Below are 20,132 nucleotides of genomic sequence, written 5' to 3'. Positions count from 1 at the left end.
AATTAAACGCGTTCAATTATCGCAGCATAACCTTGACCAACGCCAATGCACATGGTAATTAATGCATATCTCTTCTTCTGTTCTTGTAATTCCAAGGCTGCGGAATAGGCTATTCTTGCTCCTGTCACTCCTAAAGGATGACCAATTGCAATTGAACCTCCATTTGGATTTAATCTTGGGTCATCATCTGCCAATCCCCAAGCTCTTGTGCAAGCCAAAGCCTGCGCCGCAAAAGCTTCATTAAGCTCAATAACATCCATATTGTTCATGGTCAATCCTGCTTTTTCTAATGCTTTGTTTGAGGCTTTAACTGGACCAATTCCCATGATTCTTGGTTCTACTCCAACCACTGCAGAACTTACAATTCGTGCTAATGGCTTTAAACTATATTTTTTCACTGCATCTTCAGATGCAATTATTGTCGCCGCAGCTCCATCGTTTAATCCAGAAGAATTCCCTGCAGTAACACTTCCACCTTCTTTTTTGAATGCTGGACGAAGTTTTCCTAATACTTCAAGTGAGGTATTTGGTTTTACAAATTCGTCTTTCGAAAACTGAATTGGGTCTTTTTTACGTTGCTGAATTTCTACCGTTACAATCTCCTTTGCTAAACGTCCATTTTCTTGTGCTTTGGATGCTTTCATCTGGCTCCAATAGGCAAACTTGTCTTGGTCTTCTCTTGAAATATTATACTTCTCCACTAAGTTTTCAGCAGTATTTCCCATACCATCGGTTCCATACATCTCATGCATTTTCGGATTGATAAAACGCCATCCAAAAGTAGAATCATATAGTTTAGAATCTCCTCCATATGCTGAACTTGGTTTTGCCATAACATACGGTCCGCGCGTCATATTCTCCACACCACCTGAAATAAAAATATCACCATCTCCTGCTTTTATAGCGCGATTGGCATGAATGATTGCTGATAATCCTGAACTACATAGACGGTTTACAGTTTCTCCTGGCACCGTAAATGGCAATCCTGCCAATAATGATGACATACGTGCTACGTTACGATTATCTTCACCGGCTTGATTAGCGCAACCCATAATCACATCGTCATAGGCATCTTTTGGGATGTTTGGATTTCGCTTCACAACTTCTGCAATCACCAATGCTCCCAAATCGTCTGTGCGAACTGCAGATAAGGTGCCTTTGTAATTTCCTATTGGAGTTCTTATGCCGTCTATGATATATGCTTCTTTCATTTCTTGTTTTATTGTTCCCAATCTTTTTGTGTTCTATATACGACACCTTTAAAAAGCGCCACTAATTCTTCACCTCTTTTGACTTCAATGATATTGAAGCCGAGTTTATTATTTACTTTTTCAATTACAGATTCCGCCACCAACTCATCACCTTCATTTAATGCTTCGATATGGTTAATACTAGTTTCAATGGAAACTGCATATTTACCATGTGTATTTGCGGCAAAACCAAACGCTGTATCTGCTAACGCATAGCTTATTCCGCCATGAGCTTTGTTCATACTGTTAAGCATATCCTTTCTTATGGTCATACCAAGTTTACAACGCCCGATTTCACATTCTAAAATCTCAATACCCAACCATTGGCTAAAGGCATCTTGTGATAGCATTTTATATGGAATTTCTTCGTCTTTCAATTAAAAGAATGTTTTATGTTCTCTATTCATTTTACGCAATAACGGACTGCATCGGTATCTATCTTCATGATAGTCGTTATATAATGCGTCTAATTCTGAAACGCACCAATCGATTCCTTTTTCGTCTGCCCAAGCTAATAAGCCTTTAGGGTAATTCACGCCCTTGGTCATAGCATTATCAATATCTTGAGCTGAGGCAATATTTAAAAATAGTGCATCTGCAGCTTCGTTGATGAGCATGACTAAAACACGGTCGAAAATTTTTTCAGCTAGTACTTCATCTTTTACAGGGCTGGGTTTCGTTGCGTTTTCTGAATAATCATAATATCCCTTTCCAGACTTTCTTCCTAAATAACCTGCTTCTGCAAAACGCTTTTGGGTAAATGATGGTTTATATCTTGGGTCAAAATAGAAAGCGGTAAACACAGTTTCAGTAACCGTATAATTGACATCGTTACCAATAAAATCCATGAGCTCAAATGGTCCCATTCTGAATTTTCCGATGGTTTTCATTGCATAATCAATAGTAGCAAAGTCGGCAATTCCTTCTTCATAAATCCGAAGTGCTTCACCGTAGAATGGTCTTGCCACTCTATTGACTATAAAACCAGGTGTATCCTTAGCTACGGCTACTACTTTTTTCCAATCGGAAATGATTTGTACAGATTTATCAAGAACCTCTTTCGATGTTTGAATAGCTGGAATCACCTCAACCAGTTTCATTAAGGGTGCCGGGTTAAAAAAATGAATACCAATGCAACGTTCTGGCTTTTGTAAGGAGGCTGCTATTGAAGCTATTGACAAACTAGAGGTATTTGAAGCTATGATACATTTATCAGAAACATAAGTTTCGAGCTCTGAAAAGACTTTCTTTTTTATGTCGAGATTTTCGATAATCGCTTCAATTGTTAAGTTAGAATCTGATAAGTCTTTCAGAGTGTTTACATAACTAATATTAGATTGAATCTTATTCTTTTCACCTGCATCAATTCGACCTTTTTCAATCAAACGATTTAATATTTTTTCTAATGCAACTTTAGCCTTATCTAAAGCAGCTTGATTGGTATCGTATAATTTCACTTGACAACCAGCAGTAGCAGCAACTTGCGCAATACCACTTCCCATGGTTCCAGAACCTATAATTCCTACGTTCATAGTTTTTTATTAAAATGGTAGATTTTTGACATCTACATTTCCGCCAGACAAGATAATGCCTATTTTTTTGTTTTTGAATTCTTGCTTGTTTTTTAGAAGCGCCGCAAATGGAACGGCGCATGATGGCTCAATTATAATCTTCATTCGTTCCCAAATGAGCTGCATTGCATTAATGATTTCATCTTCTTCTACTCTAATAATCTTGTCTACGTATTTTTGAATAATTGGAAAATTACGGTCTCCTAAATGCGTACGCAAACCATCGGCAACCGTATGGAAACTATTATTGGTTTCTATTTTACCAGAAAACAAAGAACGATACGCATCATCTGCTTCCATTGGTTCGCCTCCAATCACTTTACAATTATCAGAAAAATAATGTGCCGCTAATGCAGTACCTGCGATGAGTCCACCACCACCAACTGGTGTGAGAATCACGTCCAAATTTGGATGCTCGTCTAATAGTTCCATCGCAGCTGTGCTATTGCCATAAATCACCTCATCTTGGTTAGATGGGTGTAAAAAGGAAGCTCCTTTTTCTTCTTTAATCCTGTTTGCTGTAGCTTCTCTCGCTTGAGGTGTAGATTCGCATTCTATAATTTCACCTTGATATGTTTTTACACCATCTTTTTTAACTTGTGGTGCGTTTTCTGGCATTACAATATAAGCCTTAACATTTAATTTTTGAGCCGCTAAAGAAACCGCTTGAGCAAAATTTCCTGAAGAATGTGTAACTACGCCTCGTTGTCTTTCTTCTTTAGATAAAGACAAAATCGCATTGGCTGCACCACGCATTTTAAAAGCTCCCATTTTTTGAAAGTTCTCACATTTAAATACAATATCGGCTCCAACCATTTCATTTATTAGGCTCGAGCTTAGCACAGGTGTTTTGTGAATAAATGGCTTTATTCTATTGTGAACTTCTATTAGGGTTTCTTTGTTCAATTAATTCCCTTTAAAGTTTGGCTTACGTTTTTCTATAAATGCAGATACGCCTTCTGCATAATCTTCACTTCCTGCTGCTTCAATTTGATTTTTAGATTCTAAAGCCAGTTGCTCTGTGAGATTATTGGTAAGTGATTTATTGAATGTCTTTTTTATAAGTCCGAGAGCGATAGTTGGTAAATTTGCCATTTTAGCAGCAATACTATCTATAGTATTTGAGAATTCTTCCGAAGATACATATTTATAAATCATACCTATACGTTCGGCTTCTTCTGCTGATACTTTATCGCCTAGCATAGCCAAAGCCGAAGCCTTCTGAAAACCAATTAAACGTGGCAGAAAGAAGGTTCCTGCACTATCGGGTATTAGTCCAATTAAGCTAAATGCTTGTATAAAACTGGCTTTTTCATCTGCAATGACCACATCACAAGCCAATGCAATATTTGCACCCGCGCCAGCAGCAACACCGTTAACTGCTGCGATAATTGGTTTTTCAATATTACGGATTCGAGAAATTATAGGATTATAATGTTCTTCTAGTATTTTTTTGAAACCAGGATTAAGTTCTGGATTTGTAACTTCTTTTAAATCTTGACCAGCACAGAAAGCTTTTCCATTTCCTGTTAAAACAATAGCTCTAACGTCTTCGTTAGTTTCGCAATCGTCGAGAATTCCTTGAAGACTTAGAGCCATTTCACGATTAAAGCTATTAAACACTTCTGGTCGATTTAATGTTATGGTTGCTATTTTATTTTCAACCTTAAGAAGGATTGAGCTCATATTTGTTTTTCTTTAAAACACCCTTAAAGTACCCTCAAGAGGACAATCTAAGGATTTAGAATAAGTTACTTCAAACATTTAAAATAATCAAAAGGCTCTTGGCAATCATCACACTGAAATTGTGCTTTACACGCTGTTGAACCAAATTGACTTACTAGTTTCGTATTAGTGGACTTACACTGCGGACATTTTACAATACGCTTTCCATTCAATAGTACATCTTTATCAGCTTCAGCATCTAAAGGTGCGGCGATTCCGTAATTTTCTAAGGCTTTGCGTCCTCTTGGTGTAATCCAATCGGTTGTCCAAGCTGGGTGTAAAATCAAATCAACTTCAGCATTATAACCCGCTTCTTTCAATGCTTTTTTTATATCATCTCCAATCACGTCCATTGCAGGACAACCACTATAGGTTGGTGTTATTTCAACTTTAACAACATTATCAATGATAACCGCAGAACGCACAACGCCCATATCCATTATGGAAAGGACTGGTATTTCTGGGTCTGAGACTTTCTCTAAAATTGATAAAAGAATAGTATCGATATTTTGTTCTGTTGTTGTCATATTATTGAGACTCTTCGACTAGCTCAGAGTGCCATTTTGATTCATTTTGTTATTTAATTTTGAAATGAGATTCTGAGACAAGTTCAGAATGACAAATCAAAGATTTCTTACCATTCCATATTTGGATAAGCACGTTGCATGTATTGTAAATCAGTAAGTAAATAGCCCATATGCTCTGTATGAACACCTTCTTTTCCTCCCTTTTGAAAGTACTTTAAGTCAGGAACTTTTAAGGTTGCCTCTTCTAAAAGCTCGCTTACATTTTTATAATACGCTTCTTTAAGCTTAGTTACGTCTACTCCAATTCCTTCTGCCACCATTGCTTTATCTGCTTCAGTCTGATGAAATAATTCGTCAGTGTATGTCCATAGGTCGTCAATTGCATTTTGCATTTTTTGATGACTTTCCTCAGTACCATCTCCTAATCGTTTTACCCAATCCGAAGAAAAACGCTCATGATAACTTACTTCTTTTATACATTTATTGGCAATTGCAGAAAGTGTTAAGTCTGTACTTTTTTGCAATTCTCTTAGAAATGCTAAATGATAAACATCGAATAAAAATTGACGACCTATCGTATATGCAAAATCAGTATTTGGTTGTTCTGCTAACAGTACATTCTTGTATTCGCGTTCCTTACGAAGCATGGCGATATCGTCTTCTGTTCTTCCATCACCAGCAATCTTACTCGCATATTGAAAATAACTGCGCACTTGTCCAAACAAATCTAATGAGATATTAGTACACGCGATGTCTGTCTCTAAACTTGGTCCATGCCCACAAAGCTCTCCCATTCTTTGTCCAAGAATTAAGCTGTTGTCTGCAATACCTAATATGTAATTGTATAAGTTTTCGTTTTTCATCACATGTGTTTTACGTCGTCTGGTAAATCATAAAATGTTGGATGACGATATACCTTATCTTGAGCAGGCTCAAATAACTCTCCGTTGTTCTCTGGATTTGAGGCAGTTATGTGTTTGGATTCTACAACCCAGATACTCACACCTTCATTACGTCTCGTATATACATCACGTGCATTTTCTAACGCCATTTCAGAGTCTGCAGCGTGTAAACTACCACAATGTCTGTGTTCTAATCCATTTTTACTTCTAACGAAGATTTCCCAAAGGGGCCAATTTTTAGTTGACATAATATTTAGTTTTAAACCGCTTGTTTCTCTTTCCTTGCTTGTTTTTTCTCTGCATGAGCCATAGCGGCATCTCTAACCCATTCACCACGTTCCCAGGCACCTACTCTAGCTTTCATTCGTTCTTTGTTCATTGGACCGTGACCTTTGACTACTTGCCAAAATTCATCCCAATTAATTTCACCAAAATCATAACTTTGACGCTCCTCGTTCCATTTTAAATCTGGGTCCGGAATTGTTAAACCTAAAATATCTGCTTGCGGCACAGTCTGGTCTATAAATTGTTGGCGCAACTCATCGTTAGTTTTGCGCTTCAATTTCCACTTCATAGACTGCTCCGTATGTACAGATTTATCATCTGTTGGTCCAAGCATCATTAAACTTGGCCACCACCAGCGATTTAAAGCATCCTGCGCCATTTCTTTTTGTTCTGGTGTACCGTTCGCTAATTTTAGCATGATTTCGAAACCTTGTCTTTGGTGAAAACTTTCTTCTTTACATACGCGAATCATAGCTCTTGCATATGGTCCGTAAGACGTATTACATAATGGCACTTGATTGATGATGGCTGCGCCATCAACCAACCAACCTATAGCACCCATATCTGCCCAAGTTAATGTTGGATAATTAAATATACTTGAATACTTTGCCTTACCGGTGTGTAACTGCTCATACATTTCTTCACGAGAAATTCCTAAAGTTTCTGTTGCTGAATACAAGTACAATCCATGACCAGCTTCGTCTTGAACCTTAGCTAACAATGCTACTTTTCGTCTTAGCGATGGTGCTCTTGTTATCCAATTGCCTTCTGGTAGCATTCCTACAATTTCAGAATGCGCGTGCTGAGACATTTGCCTAATATGCGTCTGACGATACTTTTCTGGCATCCAATCTTTTGGTTCAATTTTTTCGTCACGAGCAATCTTTTCATCAAATTGACGCTCTAAACTTCTAATTTGTTCTTCACTCATAGTTTTAGCTTTTAGCTGTTGGCTTTAGGCCACAAGCGAGTTAATTTTTCTTTTTCAATTTTATTTTCTAGACATCAAAATCTACAACTACTTTATCGGTTGTTGGTACCGCTTGACAGCTAAGCACCAGATTTTGACTGACTTCTTTTTCATCTAAGGCATAGTTGATTTTCATTTCAACAGCGCCCTCTTTCACTTCGCATTTACAGGTACTACAAACACCACCTTTACAAGCAAATGGCAAATCGGCACCAGCATTTAATGCCGCATCCAGAATATTATCAAACTCTTTTGTCATGGTGAATAAAAATTCTTTTCCACCATCTACAATTACCACTTCTGTCCCTTCAACATCTTGTTTCGCTAAGCGCTCAGCACGCTTTATATCTTCTTCTGAAAGTCCGGTTACAAATAACTCGTAATGCACTAATTCTTTTGGCAAACCAGCATCAATTAAATACTGACTTACATACTTTACCATCTGCTCTGGGCCGCATAAAAATACCTCATTTGTATCTGGCATATCTATAAAAGTACTTGTAAGCACTTTCATTTTTTCGTCATCAAAACGCCCATTGAATAATTCAATATCTCGACGTTCTTTAGTTAAGAAATAGTAAATTTCTAATCTTCCAAAATAGGTGTTTCGTAGTTGTTCTAGTTCTTCTTTAAAGATAATAGATTTTGCTGTCTTATTAACATAGAACAATTTACAAGTAGAATTTGGCTCTGAAGCTAAATGTGTTTTTATCATTGACAAAACTGGAGTAATACCACTACCCGCAGCAAAAAACAAATAATTTTTCGCTTCTTTTGGATTAACTTTTACCCCAAAAGCGCCGCTTGGCGCCATAACTTCTAGTGTTTCACCTTGCTTAAGCTCTTCGTTGATGTAAGTGGAGAATTTACCACCTGGAATCTGCTTGACAGCAACTTGCCATTTTTTGTCAATAGGACTTGAACATAAAGAGTATGACCTTCTTAAATCTTCACCTTTAATATTGGCTTTTAATGTAAGATGCTGCCCTTGTTGAAAGTCAAAATCGTTTTGCAATTCTGCAGGCACATTAAAAGTGATAACCGATGTATCTTCGGTTTCCTTGTAAATATCCTTAATCTCTAATTTATGAAATTCTACCATTTTAAATTCAAATACAAAACTAACAACTGTTAGTTTACGATACAAAGTTAATAAATAATATTCTTAACTAGATGTTAATTCCTTTAATGAGAATTTGAGCTAAAGATGCCGATAATTCTTTAGGGTTCACATTGCCTTTTTTTGGTATCCATAAGTATAATGACCGAAGAGTCGACAACATTGAAAACATTAGTACATCTGGCTTTACTGCCTTAATTTCTTTATTGGCTATACCAGACTCGATGATAGTTCTATAATTATTCTCGTAATCTTGTCGTAGTTTTAAGTAGTAGTCTAACTTACTTTCAAGATGCATCCAGTCGGAGTTTAGTGCTGCTAGACCATCTGTATTTTCGATGGCAATTTTAACATGCAAATCTATAATCTGTTCTAACTTCTTAATGCTATTAGAATCTGCTTCAATTATTTTATGCATTCCTGCTGTAAAATCTTCAGCTATAGCTAAAACAATTTCTTGTAAGATAGCTTGCTTGGATGAAATATGATTGTAAAGACTCGCTGCTTTAATTCCCATTTCAGTTGCCAAATCACGCATAGTTACAGCACTATACCCTTTGTTTTTAAATAATCGAGCTGCCACTCTAAGTATTTCTTCTTTTCGGGTTTCTTTTTGCATTAACAATAGAGAATGAATGTGTTATTTGGTAAGTTATTACTTTAAAACTTGACTCTAAAACAATAATTTTACGTTTAGTACAAATATACGCATGAACAAGAATTTTGAAACCAACCCTTTAATTGAAAGATTGCCTCCGCATCTGAAGCAGTTTATTAAACCTCAAAATTACAATGACTATACCCCAATTAACCAAGCTGTCTGGCGTTTTGTTATGCGAAAAAATATTTCGTACTTAGGTAAAGTTGCCCATGAATCTTATCTCAAAGGTTTAGATTTAACTGGAATTTCTATCGATAAAATTCCGAGCATGTATGGCATGAACCGCATTCTAAAAGAAATAGGATGGGCTGCAGTTGCAGTAGATGGTTTTATTCCGCCAAACGCTTTTATGGAGTTTCAGGCTTATAAAGTTTTGGTGATTGCCTCAGATATTCGTCAGCTCGAAAATATTGAGTACACACCAGCACCAGATATCATCCATGAAGCCGCCGGACATGCGCCAATTATTGCCAATCCCGACTACGCTGAATACCTCAGGCGCTTTGGGGAAATAGGAGCCAAAGCCATTTTATCGTCTCATGATAATGACATGTACGAAGCTGTGCGAAGGCTCTCAATATTAAAAGAAGCTAAAGACTCTAAGCAAGAAGATATTGATAAGGCAGAAGCGGAAGTCAATAGACTTCAAAATAAAAAAGTACCATTATCTGAAATGGCACAAATACGAAATCTACATTGGTGGACTGTCGAATATGGATTAATTGGTAATACAGATAAGCCAAGACTTTATGGTGCTGGTTTACTGTCTTCTATAGGCGAAAGTAAATGGTGTTTATCGGACGAAGTAAAGAAAATCCCCTATTCTATAAAAGCCGCGGAAACTGAGTTTGATATTACGAAACCTCAACCTCAGCTTTTTGTGACACCAGATTTCTCTTACTTAATGCAAGTGCTTGATGAGTTTAGCAATACTATGGCGCTTAGAAAAGGTGGTTGGCGCGGATTGAATAAATTGATTGACTCCAAAAAAATCGGCACTATTGAGCTTAATACAGGTTTACAAATTTCTGGTGTGTTTACACGAATGATTAGAGATGAAGACAACAACGTTGTGTTCTTTAAAACCGAAGGACCAACAGCATTGGCAAATCGTGAAAAAGAACTCATTGGCCATGGCACAGAAACGCATCCTAACGGATTTAGTTCACCTATTGGAAAATTAAAAGGGATTAATTTGGCTATTGAAGATATGGGACCTCGTGATTTAAAAGCCTATAACTTTTATGATAACAAACGTATTGCATTTGAATACGAAAGTGGTATAACTGTTGAAGGTTTAAATATTACAGGAATTAGAAATCTACAAGGAAAATTGATATTAATTCAGTTTGAAGATTGTACCGTAAAATACAAAGACGAGGTGTTATTTTCGCCAAAAGACGGCACTTTTGATTTAGCTGTTGGCTCCTCTATTGTTTCGGCTTATGCTGGAAGCGCAGATTACCGTTCTTTCGAGAATTTGTATCATGTTTCTGAAAATACTACGGTTAAACCTGAAACGGATGAAACTAAACGTCAGCTTGAAAAATTATATCAAAGCGTAAGAGATTTAAGAAATAATGATACTATTTCTGAAGATAATATAAAATCTATTTTTTCTTTATTAAAGTCAAATCACAAACCGGATTGGTTATTAAGCTTAGAACTTTTAGAACTTTCTGATAAATTTGATTTTTCTTCTTTAAAAACTGAACTTTTAGGTTATTTAGAGCAACAAAAAAATGAACAACCTAATATTGCTCACCTCGTTGCAGACGGAATAGAAATTATAAACGAAAACTAAAACATCATGGGACTATTCAGTTTTTTGTTCGGAAAAAAAAGTAACAACATTCAAACCTACTTAGAAAAGGAAGCTGTGATTTTGGATGTACGCACGCAAAAAGAATACGATGCTAATCATATAGATAATGCAATTCACATTCCGGTTTCTGAATTAAAGAGCAGAATCGGAGAAGTTAAGGCATTAAATAAACACGTTATTGCGCATTGTGCAAGTGGAATTCGTTCGGCGCAGGCCGTTCAAATTTTAAAAGCAAATGGTATTGAAGCTATAAATGGCGGTGGTATTTCTGCCATGCGTAAAGCATTAGAGTAATAACTTTTCGAAATCGTCTTGAGCGTTTAGTCGTTCGCCCTTATACTCTAATTTCCACCCTAAAGAATTAGCAAGAATATAAAATTTGGATAACTCGCTAAGCAGTCTATTTTGTGCATTGGTAACCAAGGACGACTCTTCTATTTTTTTCATTAAATCGTCGTTAATAGTTTTTTTAATGTCGTTATAGTCTTCTGCTTCAAAAGGATTTAAAAAATCTGCCTGAATGTCGTAATACTGTAAATCTGGATTTATAAAAATTTCGTAATCTGGAATTGATAGAATCTGAAGTGTTTTAGTAGCTTCATCTAACTTATATTCTAACTTCTTTAAATCGTAGGAGACATTTACTTTAGCATTAACAACCACTAATGCTTTTTTCTCTGCAGTGAGAAATTCTCCAAAAATTTCTTTTGAATTTTCATAATTAAATACCTCTGAGAAATTGCCTTCTGTAACTACGAGCTTACTCACATTTTTTAGTTGCTCTTGAATAACGTCCGAAGTATTATTAACAACAACTCTAGGCTGATACGTGCATTGCTTATACACCATTAAAACGGTTATGGTAAGAATGATTCCGAAAAGAAACTTTTTCATATATCAATTTGAATAATTGATAGAAATATAACTTTTTAATTTTTATTTAAACGATAAATTAAAGCAGATTAACTAAAAAAGAGTACTATACATCATAAAAATTTATCATTCAGATTAAAAGAATATAGTTTTACTCTCTTTTGACGAAAGTAATAGATTAATATTAAGTCAATACTTAAAAAAACTTCTTGTTTAACTTAAAAATTATACTGCCTTTTCTATTCTTATCGATCATAGTTTATGGTCAAAAATCTACATTGATACAAAATGTGAATTTTAGAGCAAAAGAACTTAAACATTACTTAAACAAAGCTGAAGACAGTCTTATTCTCGAGGGAGAACGAACTATTTATAAAGTAAATATTTTCAATAAAGACTATGATGAAACTATAAAGGTAAAAGACAAAAAAATAGAAATACCTCTTTATGACCTAGATATTGGCAGATATGTGATAGAGGCAGTTCTTCTTGATAAGCGCATAATTATCGTTCTGTTTCGTAATGAGCCTTTAATTGATATCAATACGCATATAACTGAAATAACATCGGTAGAAAAAGATACTAGTAGTGTTTTTGTCTTTGAAGAAGATAAAGAAACAACTAGCATAAACGAAACAGAATATGATAAAATTGACAAAGAAGAAAGAAAAAATAATAAGCACTTTGATTCTATAAGCATAAGTGAATTGCTTAATTACAAAAGGCCTATTGCAAAAAAAACATTTAAAAAGAGAAAAGAAAAAAAACGCACATATAATTACTGGGTGTATTACGAGATTAATAGTGGTCACTACTCAAAAATAATAAGAAAAATGGCTACTAAAAAAGAGATTGACCGTATGATAGAAAGAAACCAATTGGATGTAAAAACCTTAAAAGGTCAATCCAACATTTTAAAAATATGGGAAATATACAACAGCTCTATGTTTTTAAAACACAAAGAATTAGATAAAAATTTTATTAACACTAAATCTCCATATTTTAATGTAATACCTTACTATACTACAGAAAGTTATGGTTTTGGCACAAAACCACAAGCAAATTAGTTAGTTTTTTTCAACTCTAATTTTTCAGCAAAATAATCGCAAAAATCTTTCATGGTTGCTGTCATCTTATCATCTTGCGTTGCTCGCATAAATGTATCACTCATTGTCACAAGCGTTTGATGAAAAAACTGCTTCATCTCATCTACGGGCATATCTTTTGTCCATAAATCTATACGAAGCGTCTCTTGAGCATTACTATCCCAAACCGATAACATCACGGCTTTTGCTTCTTCGTTTTTTACGCCACCGTCTTGAGCAGACCAAGTTAATTTTTCTGGCACTCGGTTTTCGTCAAGCTCTACATTAAGCTCTATTTTAGATTTCATCGTTTTACTCATTTATCGCTTTGGTTTGTATTTAGAATCTTTAAAAATTTCGTCACTATCAGTTCGCATTAAAGATATTACATCTTTTTCCGTTCGCTTTGCATAAGCTCTAACAATTTGCCAACCTATGTATTGCCCTAATCGCCCAGGACTTTCGTTATCTATATCCAAATAGAATTTTGAAAAGGGTGCAGGAACTGTAAATCTGCCTAAAAGTTTTGGGTCAGTACTAAACAAGGTTTCTTTCTCCACAAAATAACTCCATATCTGAGCTTCGTTCTCAGTCGCCCATTTTATATCTTCTTCAGAATATCCTATTTTTTCAGCATCAGAAAATTCAGGAATCATAATATCTTTAAAGTAAAGTAACTTACCATGATAAATCATTTCATCGAGAAATGTCTTTCTCTGATTTTGGTAAGCATAGCGCATCGCATACTTATTGGCTATATCTGGGATTATTTGAGATGGCGTCATATTCTCCGCAAAATATAGAGGTATGTTTTGGTAAAACTCATGATTTTCACCTAAGTAATTCACTAAGTTAATTATGAGTAAATTACCTTCAAAAATAAGTTTGGTTCTATAATCTACATAATCGGCAGCTGTAATCACCATAGGTATCTCAACCGCATTGTCATAGTATTTTAAATGCTGAAAGAAGTGTTTTAAACCTTGAGCATGACTTTCAAAATCACCATAATTTTTATCTGCTTCTGTAAATATCTGTTTCTGCAAATCGCTATTAAGTTGCTCCAACCAAACAGAATCTATTTCCTTAGGAAGCAAAAAAGGAAAAACTTCTTTTACAGACTCTAATTCATCCTTATCTGTAGTACTCGCTAATATTTTATCAAAGCGTTCGATAGTGAAATCGACTTCAACTTTTGAGATTTCATTTTCAACTTTACTTTCATCTTCACACGAGAAAAAAAGTAATGCAACCACAAATAATAAATGAATATGTTTGATTTTCATTCTTAAAAATATTTCGGTTATTTTTGTTTGCAAAGGTACACTTCTTACCCTAAAATCTGAGTAATATGCAAACAGAAAAAGTTATAGATTATATTGTTAATTGGCTTAAAGATTATGCTACTAACGCTAAAGTAAATGGTTTTGTTGTGGGTATTTCTGGCGGAATAGACTCTGCCGTAACATCTACGCTTTGTGCTAAAACAGGTTTAGATGTTTTATGTATAGAAATGCCAATTCATCAAGCACCAAGCCATGTATCTAGAGCTCAAGAACATATAAATCAATTAAAAAACCGTTTTCCAAACGTAAGTGATACACGTGTAGATTTAACACCCGTTTTTGAAGAGTTTAAAACTGAAGTTAGTCTAGATGGAAAACAAGCCACTGTTGATATGGCACTAGCTAACACCAGGGCTCGCTTAAGAATGACGACTCTGTACTATCATGCCGGATTGTTGGGTCTTTTAGTTGCAGGCACAGGCAACAAAGTAGAAGATTTTGGCGTAGGATTCTATACCAAATACGGTGATGGTGGTGTAGACTTGAGCCCTATTGCAGATTTACTGAAATCTGAAGTCTATGCTATAGGCGAAGCTCTTAAGGTACCAGAGTCTATTATGAAAGCCGCTCCTAGTGATGGCCTTTTTGGTGATGCCAGAAGTGATGAGGATCAAATTGGTGCTTCTTATCCCGAACTTGAATGGGCCATGCAAATGGATGAAGAAGGAAAAACAGAAGCTGACTTTGAAGGACGCCAAAAAGAAGTATTTTCAATCTATTTGCGTTACAATAGATCAAACAAACACAAGATGATACCTATTCCAATTTGCGAAATTCCTAAAAATATTATTTAATTTTTATAGATTATTTATTTTTTGTTAAAAATACTTACATTTTTAAAGATATTTAGCAATATTTCTGTATTTTTGTTTAATAAGCTAATTAATTCAGTAATCCACCCGGATTAAACATTCTAATTTTATTAAACTATGCAATCATGATAAAGATTTTATTGGTTGATAGCCATCCTGTTGTGCGTGAGGGTTTGAAATATATTTTTAACCAAAATACTGACTATCAAATTGTAGGAGATTTAGGTAGTGGAATTGAAATTTTCGAATTTATAAGAAAAAATCATGTGGACATGATTATTTCTGAAATTGATTTACCTGAACTTAATGGAATTACTGCCTTACGTGCCATAAAAAAGGAGCATAAAGCCATTAAAATCATAATGTTTAGCCACCAACCTGAGGAAATATATGCTATAAGTACGCTTAAAGCAGGGGCTTCAGGTTATTTATCCAAAAACTCACATCCAACCGAGATTATTAAAGCTGTAAATAAAGTGAGAAGTGGTGAAGTATACCTGAGTGAAAAAATGGATAAGCATTACAAATACACTGATGCATCCAAAAGCAGAACACGCCTCTTTAAACGTTTATCAACACGAGAAGTAGAAGTTCTCAAACTTCTATCTATAGGCAGAAAAAACAAACACATTGCTGACGAACTTGACATTAACGAAAAAACTGTAAGCACCTATAAAGCGCGCTTATTCAAAAAACTTAATGTAAATAATGTTATTGACTTGGTGCATCAAGCAAAACATCACGATTTGGCTTAATTAGCCTCCAACAACTTTACCCAACTTTCTTGAAAGTAGCATTTTAAGACCTAAATAATCCTTTACATCTTCCATAAGGGATTTTGTGTCTATTTCTTTATTCAAAGTTTCTTCTTTAAAAGCAGCCACTTTTTGATCAATTAAAAAACAGCGTAAACTTAAAATAGTTTGACTCACCAATTGTGGAATCATGTGTTCTTTAGATTTTGGAATAATATTGTTTCTTGCCCAATCATCTAAACTATACTTTTCATTATCCATAATAATACTTGTCACTAAAGGTGCCATTGATGGATCTAAATTATTAATGAAATCCTTAGTAGAAAAGGCATCATTTTGATTAAGATTATCTATTATAGAGTAGTACAAGGTTTTAAAATGCATATCACTAAACTGCATTTCGTCTTCTTGCAAATCGAGATAAATTTTTTCAAAAACACGAGCCTCTTGTACCACAGGTTCCAAAACTAAATCACCAGAAACTTCATCCTCTTTAAGTACTAAATCTTCAAACTTTTCGGTTTTATTACCATAGAGTAATAAGATTTCTATAATTTTTCGTTCTAACTCGTATTGGATATTAATCTTTGCAACTGGTTTAGGTTCTGCCTTTACAACATTAAATGTTTTTTGTTCTTGTTTGTACTTCTTATTAGCATCTTGAGATTCTTTTTTATTTATCTGTGCTAATGTGCTAAATAAAACAGACTCACTAATATCCATAATGCGTGCACACTCTTGGATATAGACCTCCTTTTTAATCTGGTCAGGAATTTTAGCAATACTATTTACAATATCACGTATGGTTTCTGCTTTCTTTATAGGGTCGTTTTTAGTGTCTTCAAATAAAAGCGAAGCCTTAAACTGAATAAAATCCTTAGAATTTTCAGCTAAATAATCTTGTACTTCTTGAAGCGTATTATTTTTTGAAAAACTGTCCGGATCTTCACCATCAGGAAATGTACATACACGCACATTCATACCTTGCTCTAAGATTAAATCAATCCCACGAATAGAAGCACGCATACCAGCAGCATCACCATCAAAAAGCACAGTAATATTACTCGTTAAACGTTTAATCAAGCGTATTTGCTCTGATGTTAAAGCCGTACCCGATGAGGACACCACATTTGTAATACCGCGTTGGTAAAACTGAATCACATCCGTGTAACCTTCAACCAAGTAGCAATTATCTTCTTTGGCAATGGTTTGTTTGGCAAAGTACAAACCGTACAACACTTTACTCTTATGGTAAATTTCACTTTCAGGAGAATTGAGATACTTTGCCGCCTTTTTATCGTTACCTAAGATACGTCCTCCAAAACCTAGAACGCGACCACTCATACTATGTATAGGGAACATCACGCGTCCTTTAAATCTATCAAAATGCTTGTCTGGTTTAACGATGGTGAGTCCTGTACCTTCTAAAAACTCAATTTTGTAACCGTTTTTTAAAGCTTCGTCTGTAAAGACTTGCCACTCATCTAAGGCGTAACCTAATTGAAACTTTTTTATAGTCTCCTCTGTAAAACCACGCTCCTTAAAATAACTCAGCCCAATAGCCTTGCCTTTTTCGGTTTTGTGTAAGGTTTTCTGAAAATATTCGTTTGCATACTCACTGACCAAATACAGACTCTCACGTGTATCAGCTTTTGCTTTTTCTTCGTCCGTACGCTCAGTTTCCTCAATCTCAATATTGTACTTTTTGGCCAAGTACTTTATAGCTTCAGGATAGGTAAAATGCTCGTGTTCCATTAAAAAAGTCACAGCATTACCGCCTTTACCTGTAGAGAAATCTTTCCAAATTTGTTTTACGGGAGACACCATAAAACTCGGTGTGCGTTCCTCACTAAAAGGGCTTAAACCTTTGAAGTTACTTCCAGATTTTTTTAGCTGTACAAAATCACCGATAACCTCCTCTACACGAGCGGTCTCAAAAACTTGGGCTATGGAATTTTGTGAAATCAAACTTGAAAATTTATTAAGATGGTAAATTTAAGAAACAATACCGAAGTATAAATTTAATGTTTAAAAGTTATTTGACTTTCTATCGAAAAAAAACGAACTTCGTTATCGACTGATATAAATCATTAAAACGATTTCATATCATTAAGGTTGCAATGCATTAGAACCAATCAAAATAATGAGACAAATTTTAACGATACTTCTTCTACTAATTCTTCTAATCTCTTGCAAAAATGAGGGTAAAAAAACAAAAAGTATTTCATCACATCAAACCGAAAAACTGAATAAAAAAGTAGATGAGTACTTCTCGGCTCTTAATAAAATTGGAAAATTCAACGGAGTTGTATTTGCTTTTAAAAATGATACAATAATTATTCATAAAGCATACAATTTAAATCAAGATAAAAACAGTACAACTTACGTGACAAAAGAAAGTCAATTTGATATTCATTCTGTTTCCAAGTTAATGGCTCATTACTTGATTGAAAAATTTGAGATTGATGGAAAAATCGAAAAAAGTGAATCAATCAAAAAGTTCATTCCAGACTTTCCTAACGGCGACAAAATAACCATAGAAATGTTGCTCAACCACACATCAGGACTTCCAAGAAGTTTAGAGAGTGTTAAAGAAGATGAAATCAACTTGTCATCAGAACAGATAATCGAGTACGCCAAAAAGCAAAAACTACTATTCGAGCCTGGAACAGAAAAACAATATTCTAATGTGGCTTATGAACTTGTTTATTTTGTCATTCAAGAAGTTTCTAACAAAACTTTTGCCCAATGTTTGGCAAACGAAGTGTTCCAACCTTTGGGAATGAAAAATTCAGGAGCACATTTCTATCTTAAAGAGAATAACTTAAAAAAATTAGCAAAAAACCACGAAAAAGATGATGGTCAAATTATGCAGGTGGATAATGTTTTATCAGATGAATTGAAAACTGCGAGAATATTTTCAACTGCCTCAGACCTTAACAAATTTTTAAACCATATAAAAAATGAGCCTTTTGCATCGCTATTACAAAACGAATCAGGTGTAATTGAGAAAAGTGGAGGTTCGGACGGAATAAGAGTTGAGATATATACAAATCTTGAATATAATTACAATTTCATTTTTTTAGCTAATTATGAAGAAGTTCCTTTTCAGAAAACAGTTGAAGATTTTTCTAAAATATTGGAAAACCTACCATATGATGTTCCGAAAGAGTTGAATAGAAAATCTATCAAACTACCCGCCGACATTTTAAAGAGATATGTGGGAACGTATTCATTTGCAGATATGGGTAATTTGGAATTGACTTTTAAAGTAGAGAATGAAAATTTGGTAGTTTATCAAGATGGAGAGCAGATAGCCACCTTAAAAGCTGAATCAGAGAATACTTTCTTTGACGACCCTAAAGAACCCGAATCGTTTGAGTTTGTTAATAATGAAAATGGTAGTTTCAATGTTCAAATGGGTTGGAAAGGAGTTAAATTGAAAGGAATTAGGAAATAACTTTAGAAAATCACGTATAGCTCATTACGGCTGAATTACTTCTAGGATTCCTAACCTTTTATTAAATTTATTATAATAAGAACAAAAGCTGACACTAAAAATTTAATGAGTGATTACAGAAAGAAACTTGACGCAGTTCGTAATATCGTTTACTCTAACGATACTCAAATAAGTTCTGTAATTAGAATTAAGAATTACATAGAAAATCATTTTGAGACAGATTTAAATTTAGACGTCTTATCCCAGACCGAGTTAATTTCTAAATATCATTTACTTAGACTTTTCAAAAAATATTATGGGCAGACGCCAAGACAATATCTAATTGATAAACGACTAGAAAAATCTAAAAATCTCCTTACAAATGGCATTTCAGTTACCGAAACTTGTTATGCTGTTGGCTTTGAGAGTATAGGCTCGTTTAGCTCTTTATTTAAAAGAAAAATTGGTAAATCTCCATTGCAATTTCAGAAAGAGCAATTTTCAAGAAATAAATTAGATTAAAAATTCTGAAATTGAAATCTCAAAAATTAATCAAAAATGAAAGTAACGCTAATTAGTATTCCCGTAAGAGACCAAGAGAAAGCATTAAAGTTCTACACCGAAAAATTAGGCTTCTTAAAAAAGAAAGATTCACCACTAGGTGGCGGAAACAGATGGTTGACCTTGGTATCACCAGAATGGCAAGACGGCCCAGAGTTATTATTGGAGCCAGCACCAAACCATTTTGAGCCATGCAAAGTTTTTCAAGATGCGTTGATGGAAGCTGGTTATCCTTACACACAGTTTGATACGGATGATGTGCAAAAAGATTACGACAGACTTGTAGAACTTGATGTAGAATTCAGCGTAAAACCTACTGAGATGGGAACAGTAAAAATTGCTGTTTTTAATGACACATGTGGTAACAACATTCAATTGGTAGAAACGCTATAACTAAACATTTTTGTAAAAGTGTAATAAAAAAA

At 34.6% G+C, this 20,132-nt stretch carries 23 protein-coding genes; 8 read left to right on the top strand and 15 right to left on the bottom strand.

Annotation, left to right across the window (positions count from 1 at the left end):
• Positions 1–2: 2 nt before the first annotated feature.
• The 11 genes from pcaF to BUB95_RS07470 all read right to left on the bottom strand — a co-directional run bounded on the left by pcaF (position 3) and on the right by BUB95_RS07470 (position 8,969).
• Positions 3–1,211: a 3-oxoadipyl-CoA thiolase gene (gene pcaF, locus BUB95_RS07520; protein WP_073085150.1), complete on the bottom strand. Its 1,209-nt coding sequence runs from the start codon at positions 1,209–1,211 to the stop codon at positions 3–5.
• 8 nt (positions 1,212–1,219) lie between these two features.
• Complete coding sequence (locus BUB95_RS07515; protein WP_073084886.1) at positions 1,220–1,627, bottom strand: PaaI family thioesterase; 408 nt, start codon at positions 1,625–1,627, stop codon at positions 1,220–1,222.
• The gene (locus tag BUB95_RS07510) at positions 1,628–2,782 is read right to left on the bottom strand and encodes a 3-hydroxyacyl-CoA dehydrogenase NAD-binding domain-containing protein (RefSeq protein ID WP_073084884.1); all 1,155 of its coding nucleotides are present in this window, start codon (positions 2,780–2,782) and stop codon (positions 1,628–1,630) included. It lies immediately after the preceding gene.
• 9 nt (positions 2,783–2,791) lie between these two features.
• Positions 2,792–3,727, bottom strand: coding sequence for a threonine ammonia-lyase (locus BUB95_RS07505; RefSeq protein ID WP_073084882.1), 936 nt, complete (start codon positions 3,725–3,727; stop codon positions 2,792–2,794).
• Complete coding sequence (locus BUB95_RS07500; RefSeq protein ID WP_073084880.1) at positions 3,728–4,507, bottom strand: enoyl-CoA hydratase-related protein; 780 nt, start codon at positions 4,505–4,507, stop codon at positions 3,728–3,730. It abuts the gene before it with no gap.
• Between the two features lie 65 nt (positions 4,508–4,572).
• Positions 4,573–5,073: a 1,2-phenylacetyl-CoA epoxidase subunit PaaD gene (gene paaD, locus BUB95_RS07495; protein ID WP_073084877.1), complete on the bottom strand. Its 501-nt coding sequence runs from the start codon at positions 5,071–5,073 to the stop codon at positions 4,573–4,575.
• Positions 5,074–5,180: 107 nt separating this feature from the next.
• The gene (paaC, locus tag BUB95_RS07490) at positions 5,181–5,936 is read right to left on the bottom strand and encodes a 1,2-phenylacetyl-CoA epoxidase subunit PaaC (protein WP_073084876.1); all 756 of its coding nucleotides are present in this window, start codon (positions 5,934–5,936) and stop codon (positions 5,181–5,183) included.
• A complete protein-coding gene (gene paaB / locus BUB95_RS07485) occupies positions 5,936–6,223 on the bottom strand; it encodes a 1,2-phenylacetyl-CoA epoxidase subunit PaaB (RefSeq protein ID WP_073084874.1) in 288 nt (95 codons plus the stop codon). The genes paaC and paaB overlap by 1 nt, the downstream gene beginning before the upstream one ends.
• Positions 6,224–6,234: 11 nt before the next feature.
• Positions 6,235–7,191 (bottom strand): 1,2-phenylacetyl-CoA epoxidase subunit PaaA, encoded by a 957-nt coding sequence (paaA, locus tag BUB95_RS07480; RefSeq protein WP_073084871.1) that lies wholly within the window; start codon positions 7,189–7,191, stop codon positions 6,235–6,237.
• Between the two features lie 67 nt (positions 7,192–7,258).
• Positions 7,259–8,332: a 2Fe-2S iron-sulfur cluster-binding protein gene (locus BUB95_RS07475; protein WP_073084869.1), complete on the bottom strand. Its 1,074-nt coding sequence runs from the start codon at positions 8,330–8,332 to the stop codon at positions 7,259–7,261.
• Positions 8,333–8,399: 67 nt separating this feature from the next.
• On the bottom strand, positions 8,400–8,969 hold the full coding sequence (locus BUB95_RS07470) for a TetR/AcrR family transcriptional regulator (protein ID WP_073084867.1): 570 nt from the start codon (positions 8,967–8,969) through the stop codon (positions 8,400–8,402).
• 91 nt (positions 8,970–9,060) lie between these two features.
• On the opposite strand from BUB95_RS07470, the gene BUB95_RS07465 reads away from it, so the two are divergent.
• Positions 9,061–10,815, top strand: coding sequence for an aromatic amino acid hydroxylase (locus BUB95_RS07465; protein ID WP_073084865.1), 1,755 nt, complete (start codon positions 9,061–9,063; stop codon positions 10,813–10,815).
• Between the two features lie 6 nt (positions 10,816–10,821).
• Entirely contained in the window at positions 10,822–11,130 is a 309-nt protein-coding gene (locus BUB95_RS07460) for a rhodanese-like domain-containing protein (RefSeq protein WP_073084863.1), read from the top strand.
• On the opposite strand, the gene BUB95_RS07455 is transcribed toward BUB95_RS07460, so the two are convergent.
• Complete coding sequence (locus BUB95_RS07455) at positions 11,122–11,730, bottom strand: DUF4230 domain-containing protein (RefSeq protein WP_073084861.1); 609 nt, start codon at positions 11,728–11,730, stop codon at positions 11,122–11,124. The genes BUB95_RS07460 and BUB95_RS07455 overlap by 9 nt on opposite strands.
• Positions 11,731–11,999: 269 nt before the next feature.
• Between BUB95_RS07455 and BUB95_RS07450 the strand changes: the two genes are divergently transcribed.
• Positions 12,000–12,776 (top strand): hypothetical protein, encoded by a 777-nt coding sequence (locus BUB95_RS07450; RefSeq protein ID WP_073084859.1) that lies wholly within the window; start codon positions 12,000–12,002, stop codon positions 12,774–12,776.
• On the opposite strand, the gene gldC is transcribed toward BUB95_RS07450, so the two are convergent.
• Positions 12,773–13,114: a gliding motility protein GldC gene (gene gldC, locus BUB95_RS07445; protein ID WP_073084857.1), complete on the bottom strand. Its 342-nt coding sequence runs from the start codon at positions 13,112–13,114 to the stop codon at positions 12,773–12,775. The genes BUB95_RS07450 and gldC overlap by 4 nt on opposite strands.
• A complete protein-coding gene (gldB, locus tag BUB95_RS07440; protein ID WP_073084855.1) occupies positions 13,115–14,080 on the bottom strand; it encodes a gliding motility lipoprotein GldB in 966 nt (321 codons plus the stop codon). It lies immediately after the preceding gene.
• Between the two features lie 65 nt (positions 14,081–14,145).
• Here gldB and nadE point away from each other — a divergent pair, with 65 nt between their 5' ends.
• Entirely contained in the window at positions 14,146–14,934 is a 789-nt protein-coding gene (gene nadE, locus BUB95_RS07435; protein WP_073084853.1) for an NAD(+) synthase, read from the top strand.
• A gap of 143 nt (positions 14,935–15,077) precedes the next feature.
• On the top strand, positions 15,078–15,707 hold the full coding sequence (locus BUB95_RS07430; RefSeq protein ID WP_073084851.1) for a response regulator: 630 nt from the start codon (positions 15,078–15,080) through the stop codon (positions 15,705–15,707).
• Here the strand turns inward: BUB95_RS07430 and dnaG are convergent, their stop codons facing one another.
• Positions 15,708–17,675 (bottom strand): DNA primase, encoded by a 1,968-nt coding sequence (gene dnaG / locus BUB95_RS07425; protein ID WP_073084848.1) that lies wholly within the window; start codon positions 17,673–17,675, stop codon positions 15,708–15,710.
• A gap of 175 nt (positions 17,676–17,850) precedes the next feature.
• On the opposite strand from dnaG, the gene BUB95_RS07420 reads away from it, so the two are divergent.
• The 3 genes from BUB95_RS07420 to BUB95_RS07410 all read left to right on the top strand — a co-directional run bounded on the left by BUB95_RS07420 (position 17,851) and on the right by BUB95_RS07410 (position 20,100).
• On the top strand, positions 17,851–19,167 hold the full coding sequence (locus BUB95_RS07420; protein ID WP_073084846.1) for a serine hydrolase: 1,317 nt from the start codon (positions 17,851–17,853) through the stop codon (positions 19,165–19,167).
• 105 nt (positions 19,168–19,272) lie between these two features.
• A complete protein-coding gene (locus BUB95_RS07415) occupies positions 19,273–19,668 on the top strand; it encodes a helix-turn-helix domain-containing protein (protein WP_073084844.1) in 396 nt (131 codons plus the stop codon).
• A gap of 36 nt (positions 19,669–19,704) precedes the next feature.
• Positions 19,705–20,100, top strand: coding sequence for a VOC family protein (locus tag BUB95_RS07410; RefSeq protein WP_073084841.1), 396 nt, complete (start codon positions 19,705–19,707; stop codon positions 20,098–20,100).
• Positions 20,101–20,132: the final 32 nt, after the last annotated feature.

Origin of the sequence: Winogradskyella jejuensis (assembly GCF_900129745.1) — a bacterium.
GTDB lineage: Bacteria > Bacteroidota > Bacteroidia > Flavobacteriales > Flavobacteriaceae > Winogradskyella > Winogradskyella jejuensis.
Note: the sequence above shows the minus strand (reverse complement) of the source record. Positions and strands in the feature narration are given on the sequence as shown.